General features: G+C 59.0%; 17 protein-coding genes. 15 read left to right on the top strand and 2 right to left on the bottom strand.

Annotated elements, in window-relative coordinates:
- The 5 genes from PHA81_RS19940 to PHA81_RS19920 all read left to right on the top strand — a co-directional run.
- A partial coding sequence (locus PHA81_RS19940; RefSeq protein ID WP_273838532.1) for an ABC transporter permease subunit occupies positions 1-597 on the top strand: 597 nt, incomplete at its 5' end.
- Positions 598-718: 121 nt separating this feature from the next.
- A complete protein-coding gene (locus tag PHA81_RS19935) occupies positions 719-1,447 on the top strand; it encodes a DUF4129 domain-containing protein (protein ID WP_273838530.1) in 729 nt (242 codons plus the stop codon).
- Complete coding sequence (locus PHA81_RS19930) at positions 1,440-2,081, top strand: hypothetical protein (protein WP_005043724.1); 642 nt, start codon at positions 1,440-1,442, stop codon at positions 2,079-2,081. Before PHA81_RS19935 ends, PHA81_RS19930 begins: the two co-directional genes overlap by 8 nt.
- A complete protein-coding gene (locus PHA81_RS19925) occupies positions 2,078-3,361 on the top strand; it encodes a DUF58 domain-containing protein (protein WP_005043725.1) in 1,284 nt (427 codons plus the stop codon). Before PHA81_RS19930 ends, PHA81_RS19925 begins: the two co-directional genes overlap by 4 nt.
- Positions 3,361-4,080: a hypothetical protein gene (locus PHA81_RS19920; RefSeq protein ID WP_005043726.1), complete on the top strand. Its 720-nt coding sequence runs from the start codon at positions 3,361-3,363 to the stop codon at positions 4,078-4,080. Before PHA81_RS19925 ends, PHA81_RS19920 begins: the two co-directional genes overlap by 1 nt.
- 144 nt (positions 4,081-4,224) lie before the next feature.
- Here PHA81_RS19920 and PHA81_RS19915 read toward each other — a convergent pair whose 3' ends face one another.
- Positions 4,225-4,563, bottom strand: coding sequence for a hypothetical protein (locus PHA81_RS19915; RefSeq protein ID WP_005043727.1), 339 nt, complete (start codon positions 4,561-4,563; stop codon positions 4,225-4,227).
- Positions 4,563-4,910, bottom strand: a complete 348-nt coding sequence (locus PHA81_RS19910) for a winged helix-turn-helix domain-containing protein (protein WP_005043729.1) — start codon at positions 4,908-4,910, stop codon at positions 4,563-4,565. Before PHA81_RS19910 ends, PHA81_RS19915 begins: the two co-directional genes overlap by 1 nt.
- A gap of 164 nt (positions 4,911-5,074) precedes the next feature.
- Here PHA81_RS19910 and PHA81_RS19905 point away from each other — a divergent pair, with 164 nt between their 5' ends.
- The 10 genes from PHA81_RS19905 to PHA81_RS19860 all read left to right on the top strand — a co-directional run bounded on the left by PHA81_RS19905 (position 5,075) and on the right by PHA81_RS19860 (position 16,404).
- Positions 5,075-5,962: a hypothetical protein gene (locus PHA81_RS19905; protein ID WP_005043730.1), complete on the top strand. Its 888-nt coding sequence runs from the start codon at positions 5,075-5,077 to the stop codon at positions 5,960-5,962.
- Between the two features lie 388 nt (positions 5,963-6,350).
- Positions 6,351-7,358, top strand: coding sequence for an ABC transporter ATP-binding protein (locus PHA81_RS19900; RefSeq protein WP_005043732.1), 1,008 nt, complete (start codon positions 6,351-6,353; stop codon positions 7,356-7,358).
- Positions 7,355-8,209 (top strand): ABC transporter permease subunit, encoded by an 855-nt coding sequence (locus PHA81_RS19895; RefSeq protein ID WP_005043735.1) that lies wholly within the window; start codon positions 7,355-7,357, stop codon positions 8,207-8,209. The genes PHA81_RS19900 and PHA81_RS19895 overlap by 4 nt, the downstream gene beginning before the upstream one ends.
- 65 nt (positions 8,210-8,274) lie before the next feature.
- Positions 8,275-8,937 (top strand): Yip1 family protein, encoded by a 663-nt coding sequence (locus PHA81_RS19890; protein WP_005043736.1) that lies wholly within the window; start codon positions 8,275-8,277, stop codon positions 8,935-8,937.
- Positions 8,938-9,232: 295 nt separating this feature from the next.
- On the top strand, positions 9,233-9,697 hold the full coding sequence (locus tag PHA81_RS19885) for a PH domain-containing protein (protein ID WP_049910182.1): 465 nt from the start codon (positions 9,233-9,235) through the stop codon (positions 9,695-9,697).
- 156 nt (positions 9,698-9,853) lie between these two features.
- Positions 9,854-11,293 (top strand): PH domain-containing protein, encoded by a 1,440-nt coding sequence (locus PHA81_RS19880; protein ID WP_005043739.1) that lies wholly within the window; start codon positions 9,854-9,856, stop codon positions 11,291-11,293.
- Positions 11,294-11,319: 26 nt separating this feature from the next.
- Positions 11,320-12,933 (top strand): hypothetical protein, encoded by a 1,614-nt coding sequence (locus PHA81_RS19875; protein ID WP_273838521.1) that lies wholly within the window; start codon positions 11,320-11,322, stop codon positions 12,931-12,933.
- 66 nt (positions 12,934-12,999) lie between these two features.
- Complete coding sequence (locus tag PHA81_RS19870; protein WP_005043743.1) at positions 13,000-13,788, top strand: ABC transporter ATP-binding protein; 789 nt, start codon at positions 13,000-13,002, stop codon at positions 13,786-13,788.
- Positions 13,789-13,796: 8 nt separating this feature from the next.
- Positions 13,797-15,590 carry a hypothetical protein gene (locus PHA81_RS19865; protein ID WP_152424494.1) on the top strand — a complete coding sequence of 598 codons (1,794 nt, stop codon included), beginning with the start codon at positions 13,797-13,799 and terminating at the stop codon, positions 15,588-15,590.
- A 148-nt stretch (positions 15,591-15,738) separates the two neighbouring features.
- Positions 15,739-16,404, top strand: coding sequence for a hypothetical protein (locus tag PHA81_RS19860; protein ID WP_005043746.1), 666 nt, complete (start codon positions 15,739-15,741; stop codon positions 16,402-16,404).
- The last annotated feature ends 463 nt before the right edge of the window (positions 16,405-16,867 follow it).

The raw sequence follows: 16,867 nt of genomic DNA, 5'->3' as shown, positions 1-16,867 counted from the left end.
AGGTCACTGATTCATCCGCTTCATTCCTACAACGTATCAGCTATTGGGCTGTTGAGCCAAAGTGGACAACTAGCGATTATCGGCCAAACTGCTGTGGTTTCAGTTGCGATACTATTTGGATACAGTGCTGCTGCCCTTATCGCGTTACTCACATACGATACGTTTGCGCTCGCTGCCTTTGTGGTATATACTCTGCTTTCGATGCTCTATGCGCTAGTATGTATTTCTATTGCAGTTTCGTTTTCTGCAAGTACACGATCGCTACAGCGGGCGATTATCGGTGCAGGGGGGATTTACTTAGTGGTTCTAATACTATGGGACTCAATTGTAGCAGTCCTCACAATCGTATTCGTTGAGAACCCATCCCAGTCAGACACATTCCCAGATTGGCTAATAGCCCTATTCTACATGAATCCATCAACAGCATTTGCTCAGGCAACGAGGGCAGTTATCCCTGCAACCCGTGAAATCACGGTTTTCCCCTTATTAGAAGCGAGCTTCTGGGTTGACTGGTACGGTTTCATTGTCATGGGATTATGGATACTTATCCCACTAGCCCTTGGCAATTTTCTATTCAACAGAGCGAACATATTGTGAAATCCTCCTTCGTCATCAGATGAACTGAGGGATGCCCCACCGTACCGATAGATTAATCCAACCAAGCAGAACCATTCGATATACTGCTATCCATTCCCGTCTGGTATCGCCTCACCCACCAATGTCACATCGAATCACTGATTTCCGCGGCCGCCTGCTCTCAGCGCTTGCCATCGTTGCCAGTATGGCGCTGCTCGCCATCATTACGAGCACTCTCGAACCTTCAATCTCGACGTCAGTTGCTCCCCAACCCCCGAAATCAGCACCAACATCTGGTATCTCACTCCTCGCGCTACTCTACATGCTCCTCAACGCATTCCTCGCCTTCTTCGGGATTACCCTTGAGCCTCCATCCGGCCAATCCTCCGGCGGTTCCATCCTCGAACTTCTATTCATGATCCTCCAAGTCATCTACCAGCATCGCCTTGCGATTATCGTGATTGCCGTCCTCCTCACTGTCGTCGGTCTCCTCTACCAGTATCGCCATCATCTTGCTGTGCCTCGCGTCTTCCAGTCAACGAGCGAAGCTCCTGAAACAGCCGCCCGGTCCTCGTTGATAGCAACCGGGAGTGCCGACTGGCCATCAGACACAGAACCGGAATCAGTCCAGGAAGCCTGGATTGCGATGATTCAACGCGTCGACGACATCGAGAAACCGTCATCGCGAACTCCAACCGAGTGGCAGCAGATCGCGGTTGATGCAGGCCTTCCAGCTGACACCGTCGAGACGATCACTGCGACGTTCTGTGCCATTCAGTACGGGAACGCCCCCGAAACAGACACTCGCCGGAAACGCGTTCGGGCCGCGCTCGACAAGCTCGAAGACCAGCAGGGGGCCACAGATGGATAACTTCTCCCGGACCAGCATCCGTCGCTGGATCATGCTGGCAGCATTCATCCTCGTCGCTACTGCTATTCTCATCACCGGGATTGCCGCCGTCGATCCGTCGCTACTCGATATACTCCGTCATCCCCGAGAGGGTGTCTTCCTCATCACGGGATTCCTCGTCGTCGCCCTCTTCAGCGGTTCGCTCCTCTCCATCCCACTGTACTTGGATCCCAAAGACACTAGCACGAAGCCTGAAGACGCTGACACGGATGCCTACGAGCCTGAAGTTACGCCCGAGATTCCGCATGCGGGCGCAGAGATCGAGCCATTGACCGGGAACCCGTTCCTCGGATACCGCGTTACTGACGACGAGCAAGAAGCGATTCGGACACGGCTCCGAGACGCTGCTGTCACCATGACCCACCGCCACACGGGCATCAAAATGGAGGACGCCAGCGCCCGCGTACAGCGTGGTGACTGGACGGAGAACGCTACCGCCGCGTGGTTTCTCGGGGAAACACCGCCCCCTCGATCAGTCCGCCTCTACGCGCGAGTCTCCGATGGACATGCCTTCCGGCACGGGGCTCGTCAAACCGTCCACGAAATTGTTGCCTACGAACAGCGCCACGAGTCACGGAGAACCCACTCACCATGACCTCGGTCGAACGGACGCACCGCTGGCGAGTAGCCTTTGCATTCGTCCTCTTTACGAGCACAGCGGGTCTGTATCTCGAAGCCCCGATCGTTTTCCTGACGTCGATCCTCGGCGTCGCGTATGCAGGCTATCCACTCTTCGTCGGCCCGCCAACCGTTGATCTCGAACTCTCACGAACAGTCACGGATGAAACGCCCGACCACGGCGACCCCGTGACAGTTACCGTCACCATAACGAACACTGGGCCACGGACGCTTGCCGACCTCCGGATCATCGACGGTGTGCCGAGCCTTCTGACGGTCACCGATGGCACGCCGCGGCATACAGCCACCCTTCGACCAGGCGCGTCGACAACATTTCAGTATACGGTCGCTGCGAAGCACGGAAGTCACCGATTCACCCCGACGACGGTGATTGCCCACGATATCAGCGGGAATACGCGTGTCGAGACTGAGGTTGCAGCCGGCGAACAGTCGACCATCCGTGAAGAACTAGAGTGTATGGTCGACCTCCGGGCGTTTCAGTTGCACCGGCAGGCCCGGCAGTATGCTGGACAGACGCCCGCTGAGGCGGGTGAGTCGGGGCTCGAATTCCAGCAGATACGAGCGTATCAACGAGGCGATTCGATGCATCGAATCAACTGGAAGCGGTATGCTCGGACCGGCGAGCTCACGACGATGGAATTCCGTGAAGAACACCGGACAGCCGTCGTGCTCTGCGTGGATGCACGCCAGAGCGCGATTCGAGCCGCAGCATCGACAGAGCCGCACGCAGTAGCGTACTGTGTCGCCGCCGCCCAGCAAGTTTGTTCGACGCTCGAGCAGCAGAGCGAACAGGTTGGTGCCGCCATTTTCGGATCCGAGTTCAACTGGCGGGCACCAAGCACGGGCCGGGAACACTATGCTCACATCGACCAGCTATTAGTAGATCATGAGTACGACCAGCCGGTTCCGATCGACGGCGACGACATCACGGTGTCTTCGACGGAGCAGGTTCAGGAATTGATCGCACAGACACAGGGAAATACCGAGGTCATAGTGTTTTCGCCACTCGTCGATGGATTCGGCGAAACTGCTGCACAGCAGTTGGACGCGCACGGGTACTCAGTAACGGTTATCAGTCCGGACGTGACGACGGACGAGACCGTCAGCGAGGAGTTCGTGAGGGTTGAGCGTGCGAACCGGGTCCAGATGCTGCGAAATCGGGATATGCCAGTCGCGGACTGGTCGCCCGAGAAGCCACTGGTCTGGCCCGTGGGCCACCACAGAGGGGTGCGCTGATGGAAGCGTCGTCTATCGTGAAACAGCCGACGTACGCGGGGAGTGTACTTGCCGTGGTCGCGGCGGCCTGCGTAACCGGTGTTCTGGCGAGTCAGCCCGTTCAGGTGTCGATTGCTGGTGTGGGAGCGGTCGGTGCAGTCCTGCTGTTGGGAAGTGGTCTCGTTCGTCGTCGCGGTCATCGCGTGCTCGGTGGCGGATTTGTATTTGTGGGGTGTAGTCTCGTTTGTCTCGCGCTCGGTCTGAGTCTACTGTCTCCAGGTGGGCTGTTCGAGCGGATTGCGTTCTTCGGTGGAACGCTCGCGATGGCGTGTGTCGTCCTCGGTGTGTTTCCGCTCCGGCAGTCGTGGGCGGGCTCTCTCGTCGGGTTCGGGATCGTGCTTTTCAGTTGTAGTCTCATCTTCTTGGCGTGGATCTCGGATCCGGGTCGAGTGCAACTGTTACTCGGTGTTGGCCTGACGATCGTCACGTGGGATGTGGCTGAGCACGCGATTACGCTTGGAAACGACGTCGGGCGGAGCGCGCGGACGTATCCAGTGACGATGATCCATTTCGTGGGGAGTCTCGGAGTCGGGCTCGCAGCTGGAACGGTCACACTGGTGGTGGACAGCGTCCAGTTGCCAGCGATTCCGATTGCTGCGCTCGCACTCCTATTAGGGGCTGTTCTGTTGTTGTTGCTCGTGCTCTTTCTCGGAGATAGTGAGTGGTTGTCCGGTACGTGAGACGTGGACTGGGTTCTGTTACACGCGTACTGCCTCATATGCAACTGTGGTTTCGAAGCGCTTTGTCAGGTCTGTGATATCGATCGCTGTCGTTTGTGGTTCAGGGTAAACCGACAGCGGTCAGTGATTGGGCGATACAGTGAGTCACTGTCGGATATTGAGCGAGTAGAGGATGCAACCGAGCCCGCAGATCTCGACGAGCCGTGTTGTGATCGGCAGCCAGTACGTATAGACACGCGGCCCGAAGCCAAGGCGCTGCCCGACGAAGGTGGCAACCAGTGATAGTGCAAACGGAACGACGGTAAGAAACCCGAGTCCAAGCGCGAGGAACAGCATCCGCCGACTTCGATTGCGTCGATACCCTCGGTAGGCCTGGAACGCGATGAACAACCCCAGCATCATCGCTCCGAGCGTGACCGCCAAAAGGATCAGATAGCCGGCGTACCCCTGTACGGAGTCGAATTGGAGTGGTAACTGAAGCATTAGATGTCCTCCCACATGTCGGTGAAGCGGTCGGCGATGTCTTCGGTCGATTTCTCTTCGACGGTGATCTGTAATTCGCCCTCTTCGAGGTCAACAGTGAGTTGGTCCAGCCGTGCCTCATACACGCTGTAGTGGTGTCCGTCGTCGGCGAGTCGTGTTCCTTCTTCGATGAGACCACACTCGGCGAGACGTTCGGCCCGCCGGTAGACGGTGGGCAGAGACGCATCACATTCCTCGCTGAGGGCTTTCGCGGACATCGGTTGTGTACTCGTTGCGGTGAGGATCGTCCGAGCGTATTCGTCATCGAGGAGTGCGAACACCTCGTTCGTCGGACAGTCCTCACTCACGTTTCTTGGTGGATCGAGAGGGGGTTAAAAGACCCATGCGATTTTCCGGGCCAGAAAACCGCCCCATGTCTGAGTTCTGCTAGCTCTGACTTTGGTCTGCCTGTGAGCTGGTTGTACTCATCGATACCAGACTGACTAAGTGCGGCCTCCACAACATCGACGCTATGAGTCTCCGCGTTCGCAGCGCGCTCGCCGATGGGATCCCCCGTGCGTTTCGCCGCAACGGTTGGATCTTGATCGGCACATATCTTCTCATCAGTCTGCTTCAAGGAGGACTCGTCTTGATGGTCTCAACGACCGCACTTCCGCTCGATAGTTTCGCTGCGCCAGCGGCGGGCGGACAGATGCCGAGTCCTGGGACTCAACTCCCGCCGCTTATCTCGTTGCAGGCCGTTTTGATTGCGTCATTCACGGGCGGCTTTCTAACGATCCCTGTATTGGTCGTGGCGAGTCGTGCGCTCGTGAGTCAGTTCACCGACCATATACCCGAAGAGTTCGTTTTCCATCGTCTCGGCTGGGCATCGGTCAATAGTTTCCTAGGAAGTTGGATCGTTTCAATCGTGGTGAGTGGACTCACAATCGGCCTGTTCGTGCTCGCTGGTTGGGGGCTATTTAGGTTGGCTGATCAATCGACACTGCTCTATCTGATCAGTACGTGGCCGGGACGAGCACTCCTCGTCGGTGCCTGTCTCGTTCTCTTCATCCCTGGAGCGTTTCTTGGCGTGAATCTGATCTTTGTCGGACAGGAGGTGGCTGTCCGAGACAAGAACGTGATCGGAGCAATTATCGGGAGCTGGCGACTGACTCGGCACAACCGAATACGCCTGCTTGCGCTTGCGTTCGTCTTGTTGATCCCTCATATGATCCTTTCAGTCGGACTATCTGAATTTCTGCCGCCACTTCCCGCTCAGATTCTCGTTCTTATCGAGAGCGCGATCGTTCAGATCGCGATACTGGCGATCATGGCGCGTGCGTACGTGCAGTTACACGACGATGAAACGGGACTCAGTCCACCCTACCTCAGTAAGACAGCAGATGATCAACGGATATAGAACGGTTCGTCTTCGCTCATTCGCGCTAGAAAGTACCGGGAGGATGCCAGGGGTGATGCCACGCAACGGGTCCCGGTATTGAACACCCGTTGTGCAACGATCGGGTGCTCAGTACGGGGATACGCCGGGACGTATATTAGCAACTCCGCCGTTTTTCTGAGCCTGAAAACTGGATAGGCTCTTTATCCTCACCTGGTTCGTTCTGCCAATTGTATGTTCCAGAACGGACACACGCGGCCGGTTAAGCTCCAAAACCACGATAGGTGGACATGAGCGATCTGAGCTCCTTCCGTCTGCTTCGACAACGGACCAGACAGCGACACTGTACTCGGAAGCGGTGGAAAGGATCACAGCAGCCTCCGCAAAATCCGGTGGCTCGTGTATAATCATGGCGGCCATCGAACTCGAAAACGTCACGAAGCGATTCGGTGACGTTACCGCGCTCGAAAACTGTGATCTCGATGTCCACGAGGGGGAGATTTACGGCTTTCTTGGACCGAACGGTGCGGGGAAGTCGACCACGATCAACCTCCTGCTGGATTTCATCCGGCCGACCGGCGGCACCGCGCGGGTGCTCGGCCATGACGCCGAGGCCGAGAGCCAGCGGATCCGCGAGCGCGTCGGCGTCCTCCCCGAGGGGTTCGACGTGTACGACCGGTTGACCGGCCGCCAGCACCTCCAGTTCGCTATCGACTCGAAGGGCAGCGACGACGATCCGAACGAGATCGCCGCGCGCGTGGGGATCGCCGACGCGATCGACCGGAAGGCCGGCGGCTACTCGAAGGGGATGGCCCAGCGCCTCGTCCTCGGAATGGCGCTCGTCGGCCAGCCAGATCTGCTGATCCTCGACGAGCCCTCGACGGGATTGGATCCCAACGGCGCGCGCGAGATGCGCGAGATCATCCGAGCCGAGCGCGACCGCGGCGCGACGGTGTTCTTTTCGAGTCACATCCTCGGCCAGGTCGACGCGATCTGCGATCGCGTGGGCATTCTCCGTGGCGGCGAGCTCGTCGCCGAGGACACCGTCGAGGGGCTGCGCGACGCCACCAGCGCCGAGGCGACCCTCGTCGTCAAGGTCGACCGGGTGCCCGACGGGGTGTTGGAGGAGGTGCGCTCGCTCCCGGCGGTGTCGGACGCGAGCGCCGAGGGCACCACGATCAGGGTGTCGTGTGAGGACTCCTCGAAGACCACAGTCCTGGGGACGATCGAGGACGCCGGCGCGACCGTCGAGGACTTCTCGACCGAGGACGCCTCGCTCGAAGAGTTGTTTGCCTCCTATACCAACGACAACTCTCCTCAATCGAACGTTGGGACTGGACGATCGGGAGATGAGACGGCTCGCTCCGGCGAAAATACGGATCGAACCACTGACGAGATCACGGAGGTCAAGACGTGAGTACGCTCACGGTCGCGCGGAAAGACTTCCAAGATGGGATTCGGTCGTGGTTGCTGCTCGGATTAACTGCGGTGTTCGTCGTTTTCGCGGCGGGGGCGGCATACATCTACATTGCGATCGGTTCGATCGGTGGTGGCGGTGGGGGCGCGGTCTCCTCGTTGTCGATCATCGACTTCCTCTCGGGACTCACCGCGTTTTTCATCCCACTGATTGGGGTAATAGTTGGCTACAAGGCAATTGTCGCTGAACGCGAAAGCGGGAGCATCGCCCTCCTGCTCTCACTGCCCCACACCCGCCGTGATGTGGTACTGGGCAAGGTACTCGGTCGGACAGGGGTCGTCTTCGTCTCGGCAGTCGTCGGCTTCTTGATCGCTGCGGGCGTCGTCGTCGTGTTGGCCGGCTCACTCTCAGTTGTCAACTACGCCTTGTTCGTGCTGGCGACGCTGCTGCTTGCGCTGGCGTTCGTCGCGCTCGCGGTCAGTTTCTCGGCAGCGACGAAATCTTCGACACTCTCGCTTGCGGGGGCTGGCGTCATTACCGTGCTGTTCATCTTCTCGGTTTGGGGACTTATCCCGGTGCTCGTACGGTTTGTCCTCAACGAGTACACGCCACTCTCGTTAGATATGTCGGTCCAGCCCGAGTGGGCGCAATTTTTCGTCCAACTCGATCCGACGACCGCGTATTCAAACGTTCTCGGTGTGTTGATTCCCGATCTCGCGAGCGGTTCACTCGCTAGCGGTGGTAGTGTGCCGTTCTATCTCGCCCCTTCGTTCGGATTCGTGACCCTCGCAGCGTGGATCATCATCCCACTCGTGCTGGGCTACTACCGATTCAACACGACCGATCTCTAGCGAGACGTATCGATTCAATACGAGAATAGTACTGTACGAACGAAATATCACCGACGAAAAATACAATGTCGATCACCAACGTACTCACCGACCCGAACGAATCGTTCAATCATCGAGCCGAAAACCCTGGTCTGCTCCGACCACTCGGCGTGGTCTTCCTCGCGGCGGTCGCCGCGATCATCGCCCCGCTGCTCAGCTATCGTGAGTTCTTAGCTGCTGGCGCACCCCCACTCGCTGTATTCGGACAGGCGGGAAGCATCATCTTCGCGTTCTTCGGACAGTTTGTGGCCTGGATCGTGTTCGCCATCGTGTTCTATCTCTTCTCGATCGCGGTCGGCGGGAGCGGTTCGCTCGGCGATACGCTCAAACTGAACGGTTGGGGGTTCGTTCCCGCAATCATCGCGGGAATCGTCTCCGGCATCGGACAGTTCATCGCGCTGCAAAACGTTGCGGTTCCCGATCTCCCACAGAATTTCAACCAGGAGACTGCCACCCAATTCGCGGAGGCCCTGACGAACTTTCAGATGGCGATTCAAAGCGAGCCCGCAGTTCGAATTGCCAGTCTGATCGTCATCCTGCTTACGATCTGGCAGGCCGTTATATGGGCGCATGCGACGATGCACGCACGCGATCTCTCTCTTCGTGGGGCGACAATCGCTGTTGGGGTTCCTATCGGAGTGTTCGTCCTCTTCAATCTCTACAATCTCTTGAACGGATGGGTGATCTGATCGTTCGATCCCATCGATTCATCGACCGTCCGTTCCGGTCTGCTGCCCTCACACAACAGTTCAGTCGATCCAGACCGACCACCGACCACCAAACCACTAATCCACACCCTCACAACCTCCACGATGTACGCGATCGACCCCTCCGACCTGACGAGACGCCTCGTCTTGACCATGCGAAAGTTGCTCGATCACTCCCTCCAGTCGTCGAAGTGTCACACGGACAGCAACACGCACGATTGTACTGACTTCGAAACCAATGACGAGTGATTCCAGCGAAGGCGATCCGAACGAATCAATGGAGTCGCTTAGTCCGCGTGTTCGGGTCGTCTGGCTTGTGCTGGCGATTCTCGGTGCTCTGATCGTCGGGTTTGGCGGGACGTGGGCACTCAGCCGGTTCGTCCTCCCGGTCGATAGCTGGGTAGGACCGGCGGCTGCGGTAGTGCTCGCCGTTCTCGGTGGACTCTACATGCTCTTGCGCTACCGGATCTGGCGTTTCGAGATCCAGGACGACGCGGTCTACTTGGAACGTGGTGTCGTCACCCGCGTTGATTCGGTCGTACCGTTCGTGCGTATCCAGAACGTCGACACCCAACGCGGTCCTATCGAACGACTTGTGGGACTCTCGAGCGTCGTGGTCTATACGGCAGGGACGCGTGGTGCCGATGTGACGATTCCTGGCCTCGCGCCGGATCATGCGCGGATGATCCGTGAGCAGCTTCGTGACCTGGCCATCGAGAGCGAGCACGATGATGCTGTATAGAGCGCTATCATGAAGCTCCATCCACTTTCGGTTCCACTACGTGCAATCTCACAGGTTGATTGGTTCCAACTGCTAATGATGGCTGGTATTGGATTCACTAGTAGTGGAGATGCAAAACTGCTCGGCGCTCTCGCCGGCGTTGTTGGCCTCTTTGTCATGTATACCCTGTTAGAAATTCTCCGTCACCTTCGCTTCGAGTACGCGCTGACCTCGGACACGCTCGATGTCGCGTCAGGAATCGTTTCGCGGCGCGAGCGCAACGTGCCAGTGCGACGGGTCCAGACGCTCGATATCAGCCAAGGCCCACTCGCACGGCTGGTCGGCGTCGCAGCAATCGATCTCGAAACTGCGGGCGGCGGTGAGACCGAGGTCAGTCTGAAATACGTGGCTGATGCTGAAGCACGCCGTCTCCAAAATGAGATACAGCGGCTGAAACAGGAGAGCGACTCAAACACCGGGAAGTTGTCCGCCGATTCAGCTGGAATCCAAACGACAGAATCGGGGGCTCAATCAATCGATGCATCCGAAGGCGGAACTTCAGGTGGATCTGAAGGAGTGCTATTTGACCTTCCGTTGCGCGATCTCCTGCTCGTGAGCGCCGTCCGACTCAACCTCCGTCCACTGCTCCCGATCACTCTCGGAGTGATTGCGGGCACAGAGTTACTCTCAGGAACGCTGGCTGCTGTTATCGGACGCAACCCCGGTCTCGCAGTCCTTGTTGTTGTCGTCGGAACAGTAGTTGCAGGTCCCGTGGCGACGTTCGCGCGCTACTATGATTTTCAGCTGACTGATGCTGGCGACGAACTGCGCTACGAGCGTGGGCTACTCCAGCGCTACAGCGGCTCCATCCCGCTCGGCAAAATTCAGACACTGCTGATCCACGAAAACGTTCTCGAACGTCGATTTGGGTACGCCGGTCTTGACACGATCACCGCAGGGTATGCAGCTCAGGAGGTTACCCAAGGTACTCCCTCGGCGATTCCGCTGACAGATCGTGAATCGGTCTTTCGATTTGCTCGCTCCATCGAGGGATTCGATTTCGAGGACCTCACATTCACACGGCCACCCAAGCGGGCGCGACGACGCTACGCTGGCCGGTACGTGTTGTTCATTCTGTTCCTCACTGGCGCGTTGATCGCGCTCGAGACGCTGGCTGGAGCAGGGACGACTATTGCTGGCATCGAGATGGTCATGCCGGAGCTGTCCGTTCTCGACTACTGGTACGCCCCACTCTTCTTGGTGCCCCTCGTTCCGGTCATTGCCCATCTCAAATGGCGCAATCGTGGATATGCTATCGGTGACGATCACGTTCTGACGCGGAACGGGTTCTGGAATCGAGGCATCGAGATCGTTCCCTACTACCGGATCCAGACGGTGATTCACCGGCGGTCGATCTTCCAGCGACGTCTCGGGCTTGCAACAGTTGTCGTGGATTCTGCTGGATCGGGGCCGCTTTCGCTCCTCGGTGGAAGTGCCCGCGCGATCGACATCGATGCTGAGGAAGCGACGGAACTGCGCGAAACGATCCATCAGCGCTTCGGTGCGAGTCTAACAGCCCGTCGTCAACCATCGAAAGCCCAAATGGACACATTATGAATCTCAGTGGGGGACTCCGATACGGGGTGCAGATTGCACGAGTCGAGACCACGCGGAGCCGACGGCAACTCGGGCGTTCGTCAACCCTCCGGGCGCTCATCGCCGTTGTCGTCGTCGTGCTCGCAGTCGGCAGCGGTATCGGTGCGTACACCTTTGGAACGCTGATTCGAGACGGGCAGGCGACGCTCCCGCTCGAAACGCTATACCTCGTCGCAATAGGTGGTCCTCTCGCGTTGCTCGTCGGATTCGTCCAACAAACGTCGAGCCTCATGGAACGCCTCAGCACCGATCATCTCCTAACGACGGTGTCGGCCCGCACGGTCGTCCTCGGCGTGGTGATGGCCGTCTCCAGACGGACTGCCTTCCGAATCGCCCCTACTGCGGTCAGTGTGGCCGTCGGCTTCGCCGCTGGAACCGGGTCGCCGGCGACTGCCCTCACGATCCTCGTCGCCGTCGCTGGTCTGTTCGCGCTCACGGCACTCGTCGGCGTCTGTCTCAGTGTCGCCATCGATCTCGTCACGACTCGCTCGCCACGGTTCCGTCGGTACAAGAGCGTCTTCGTCGTTATCGGGTTCTTCTTGGTCCTCGTCGGCTGGTCGGCAGTCGACGTTGGCCTCGTGACGAGTGGCGTCCTGGAGCGATTGGCGTCCGTGATGCCACCGGCGTGGTTCGTCGACCTCGGACTGGTGGGGTCACCGGCGGGACAGGTAGGTTGGCTCCGTGGCCTCGGTGCGCTCGCGCTGGTCGTCACCGGGCTCCCTGTGTTGACGGGCGTGACGACAGTGCTGGCAACCCGTGTCTGGGAGACGGAGCCGGTCAGTGCCGCAGTGTTGCACCGCTCGCGGTCGCTCGTCGGTGATGGACTCGCGGAGCGACTGTTGGCTGGCCACGTCTCGCGGCCCGTGCTGACAGTCGCTCGAAAGCGGTGGCTCCAGGAACGGCGCGTCCCACAGGCCCTCCTGTTGGTGGGCTACCTCCCCTTGATCGTGTTGTTCGTACTCTTTCCGGCGCTTGTGGCCGGTGGTGCATTGCTTGCCCCGATACTGTTCGCGTTCCTCTTCGCCACCGGTACCGGATTCGCGTTTGGGATGAGCCCGATCCCGACTGAGTATTCGTCGCTCCAGATGACACTCACGACGATCACGGGCGAACAGTTCGTCCGCGGAACGATTCTCGCCGGAGTGGCCATCGGTACGCCGATCACAACTCTCGCGCCACTCCTTCTGGCAACCCGGGCGGGTGCGCCAGTGGGTAGTCTTGACATAGTGGTGTTGGGACTCGTCGGTGCCGTACTCAGCGTCTGTAGCGTCACCGTCGCAGTCGCGATTGGAATGCGAGTCTCGTACCGTGAACTGGTGCCAGCCCCGGTTCCGTTCACAAATACATCGATGTATGCGGAAATCGGGCGGGCGGGTTTCGTTAGAATGGGGTACCTGCTGGGGCTACTGGGACTCGTTTGTCTGCCGGCGGTGTTCGGCTATCTCCCGGTCGTGTTCGAGCCAGGATCGACGATGATCGGCGTCCCGTCCGTCGTCGTTCGGGTCGGCTCACTCGGTCTGACGACCGTCCTCGCCGTCGGCGTCTCGATGGTCACGTACCGGCGGGCAGTCCGTTGCTTCGATCAGTACACGCTGTCGTGATCACCTGAACGAACACACACAATGAAACGAACGCAACGAGCAATGAACTCCAATACGACACAACCAATGAACGACGCACTCTCGATCAGTACGGACGCACTCACGAAACAGTACGGTAGCACAACCGCCGTCGACGACCTCGATCTCGCCATCCCGAGTGGCGCGATCTATGGCTTCCTCGGCCCGAACGGCGCTGGCAAAACAACCACCATACGGATGCTCACGACTCTGATAACGCCGACCAGCGGCACGGCACAGATCGTGGGCGAGTCGATCACCGACCGGCAGGCAGTGGTCCCACACATCGGCTATCTGCCCGAAGAGCCGCCGCTGTACGACGAACTCACTGCCCGCGAGCAGCTCGAATATCACGGCGGCCTCCGCGACATGGACCCGTCAGAGATCGAGGAGCGCATCGGTACGCTTCTCGACCGCTTCGACCTGACCACTGACGCCGACGACCGTATCTCGACGTACTCGAAGGGCATGAAGCAGAAAACCGGGCTGATCCAGGCGTTGATGCACCGGCCCGAGGTGGTCGTTCTCGACGAGCCGACGTCGGGACTCGACCCACGGGCTGCGCGCACAGTGCGAGAAACCATCGCCGAGCTCGCCGCCGGCGACACCACCGTGTTCCTCTCGACGCACATCCTGCCGGTCGTCGAAGAACTCGCCACCGAGGTCGGCATCCTCTACGATGGGGAGTTGGTCACCGAGGGTCCGCCCGACGCACTGAAAGAGCGCATGGAAACGGGCGAAGAGGGGACACTCGAAGACGTGTTTCTCGACGTCACTACCGACGAGGCCTACGATGAACGCGGAGCTGAAACCGAGCCCGCGGGTCGAACGGAGTGAATCGACCGATGTCACGAACTCTCCCCTCATCGACGCACGCTCGATTGATCGCCCAGACCGAACTCCGGCGCAAACGCCGCGCACTCGGCGAGTATTCCAGATGGCAATTCGCAATTCTGGCCTTCGCCGGGCTGTTTTTCGTCCTTCCGGTTGGAGGGGCGGTAACATTCTTCGCGCACACACTCGGCGAGGGGCTACGTACCGGTTCGATCGATCTTCCGCTGAGCCTTCTTCGCGCTGGTGTCAGCGGCGTCATGCTATTCGTCGCGTTCGTGGCGGGGTCGCGGACCGTACAGGGCAGCGGGACTATCGATCGCTCCGCGGGGATCCTGACGGCTGTCCCACATCGCGACGCGGTCGCGGGTCTCCTCCTCACCGAATGTGTTCTGTTTCTCGGGGTGGCAACCCTGCCGACGCTCGCTGTCGCCACTGCATTTGCAACCGGCGCGAGCGCGCCGGTGAGTGTCGTGCCGATCATCGCGGCGGTGTTCGCGCTCATCATCGGCGGGCTCGCTCTCGGCTACCCCATCGGACTTGTGGTGAAACTCGCGTTCGCCCGATCGTCGTTCCTCGCCAGATACAAGAGTATCATCGGTGTTCTCGTGTTCGTCGCGTATTTCGCTGTCGTCTCCTCCAACTCACTCAATTCAGCGCTCGCACCGGTAATCGGTGTGCTCGAAGCTTCACCGATCGGCTGGCTCGTCGATCTCGGCTTCATAGGCGCACCCAGCGTCAGCGCCAATACCCTCCGCGCCGCGGGTGGCATCGGAACGGTCCTGATCGGCGTTCCACTGCTCGTTGGACTCTCGACCGTCCTCGCCGAGCGGCTCTGGTATGCTGATCCAGTCCAGCCAAGCGACGATGACGCCGATGGAACGTCGACGAGCGCGAACGGATCGTCTGCGCGAGGGACAAGCGCTGGCGGAGAGGCACCCACGACGACGAGTCGAACGCCTCCGCTCTCGGAACGAGTGTTCGGCGGCGTCGTCTCCTGGCCGGTGTTGCGAATCGCGCAGAAAAACTGGCTGCGAGCACGTCGCGCACCACTGAAACTCTGGTACGCCGCCTACCCACTCTTGCTCGTCGGCTTCCAGATCGGACCACTCCTCAACGCAGGCCAGGTGCCAGAGTGGCTGGTGCTGTATATTGCAGCCTGTGGGGCGTGGATGACTGGCGCGGCGTTCGCACTCAACCCGCTCGGCGACGAAGGGGCGGTATTGCCGCTGACGCTCACGTCGGGCGTGTCCGGACGGACGTATCTCGCTGGAATGGTCCTTTCGGGGGTCACACCGGGTGTCCCGATAACGGTCGTGGCGACGATAGGGCTTGGAGTCCTGAGTCCACTCGGCATGATCGAAATCGCCGCGCTCGCCGTGCTCGGTGCGATTCTATGTGCTGGTGCGAGCGTCCTCGCGGCGGGCATCGGCACGCTGTACCCGAAATTCGAGGAATCACGGATCACGCGCAACCGGTCGGCGGTCAGACCGAGTATCGTGGCGTTTCTGGTCTATACGATCGGCCTCCTCGCGATCGGCATACCCGGTGTCGTCGCCCAAGTGCCGGTGATTCCCCGCGCACTGGGCGGACTCGGGACGGCACTACTGAGTGGGCTCCCGGACGTGATTGCACAAGCGCCGGGACTACTGACGGATCTCGCTGGAGCGATCGAAACGACGCCAAGTGCCCCGGCTATCGGCGCAGGTGTAACGGCACTGCTCGCAGCTGGTGTGGCTTTGCTTGCTACTCGTCGTGTCGTTCGGACATACGAGGGATATACGATCGATCAGGGGATACAACAATGAGTGATCAGTTCCATACGCATTCCGACCGACCTCCGGCCCCATTGGAGGCCGTGAGAGTGATCCGTCACGGAAGTGGGAACGCCAGCGTGCATCGATCAAATCATTGTGAACTAGATGGTTTATGTGGCTTTAGGATGTGGAACTAATCATGGCGCAGCGGAATCCTCGTCTCTGGGAAAACAGTCACTTCCGAGAGGGTGTTGGGACAGTTGCTGTCCTCGCTGTACTCCTTGTGTTCACTGAAATGACGTTACAGTCCATCATTCCCCTGGTTATCTTGGTTGGTGGGGTAGTGGGACACGATATCGCTGACGGAAGGTACGATCTGCCCGATGGAACGAACCTGCTTGTATACGGGACAACTGTCGTCATTGCTGGCGCATACCTAGCCGTTCTCGGCGGGATGTGGGTCGGGGGTCTCTTGGCCCTTGTTGGATGTTGGTTCGTGTTCGATGGCGCAACGACAGTCAGATATGAGCCGCACCAGACGACGCATGAGTACGTCTCAGGCCTCGACGATCAGGCGAATGAAGTGATGCTCCGAATGCAGACGCTGAACAGCGTCTATCAACGACTCAGAACCGTCGGCGAGCCACAAACGCCCGCAGAACTTGCTGCTGATCTTGGCCTCACCGAGTCACGCACTGAATCAGCCCTCGACTTTCTGGTTAGCAAAGGACGTGTAGAACAAACAGGACGCCGATATCGTGCGAACCCGTCTCGATGGGGGCGGCTGGAGCCTGCTGCCAGATTTCTCCGCTGGCTTCCCCGACGAATTCTCCGCCCATTCAGCCGGATAGCCGCAAACACCTAATCCTCAGTCCTACGGTGCCGTAGTTGAGACGACCCCGATACGGCCACCAATATACAAGTTGTCACCGTACGTCGAAGTAAGCGTATGGTCCAGCGACGAACCCGTGCCCTCGCAGAACTCGTCATGAGCACAATATCACTGCCTGTCTGCATCTATCTCTGGAAGCTTCCATCCAAGTACGCCGACGAGATGGAAGAATTAGATGAGATCGATCCACCTCGATTGTCACTACCTGCTCTGGCAGCTGGAGCAATAGATGGCACTATCGAACGCTGGCTATCCGACCGTGACGTATTTCAAATCCGAACAAATCGGTGGCGAGGTATCCTCTTCTCCTTTCGTGGAGTAGTACAGGGCAGGCTCATCAAGCGGTACGCTTCAGATCCAAACAGCTCTATTGAATCCGCCGACGGCGTCGGGGTGAGTCGTTAGAACGATTGAGATGAAGCGGAAGAGGAGTCTT

This window comes from Halococcus sp. PRR34, from assembly GCF_028617175.1.
In the GTDB taxonomy this organism is placed as follows: domain Archaea; phylum Halobacteriota; class Halobacteria; order Halobacteriales; family Halococcaceae; genus Halococcus; species Halococcus salifodinae.
The sequence above is the reverse complement of the archived record's forward strand: the minus strand, read 5'-3'. Positions and strand labels throughout refer to the sequence as shown.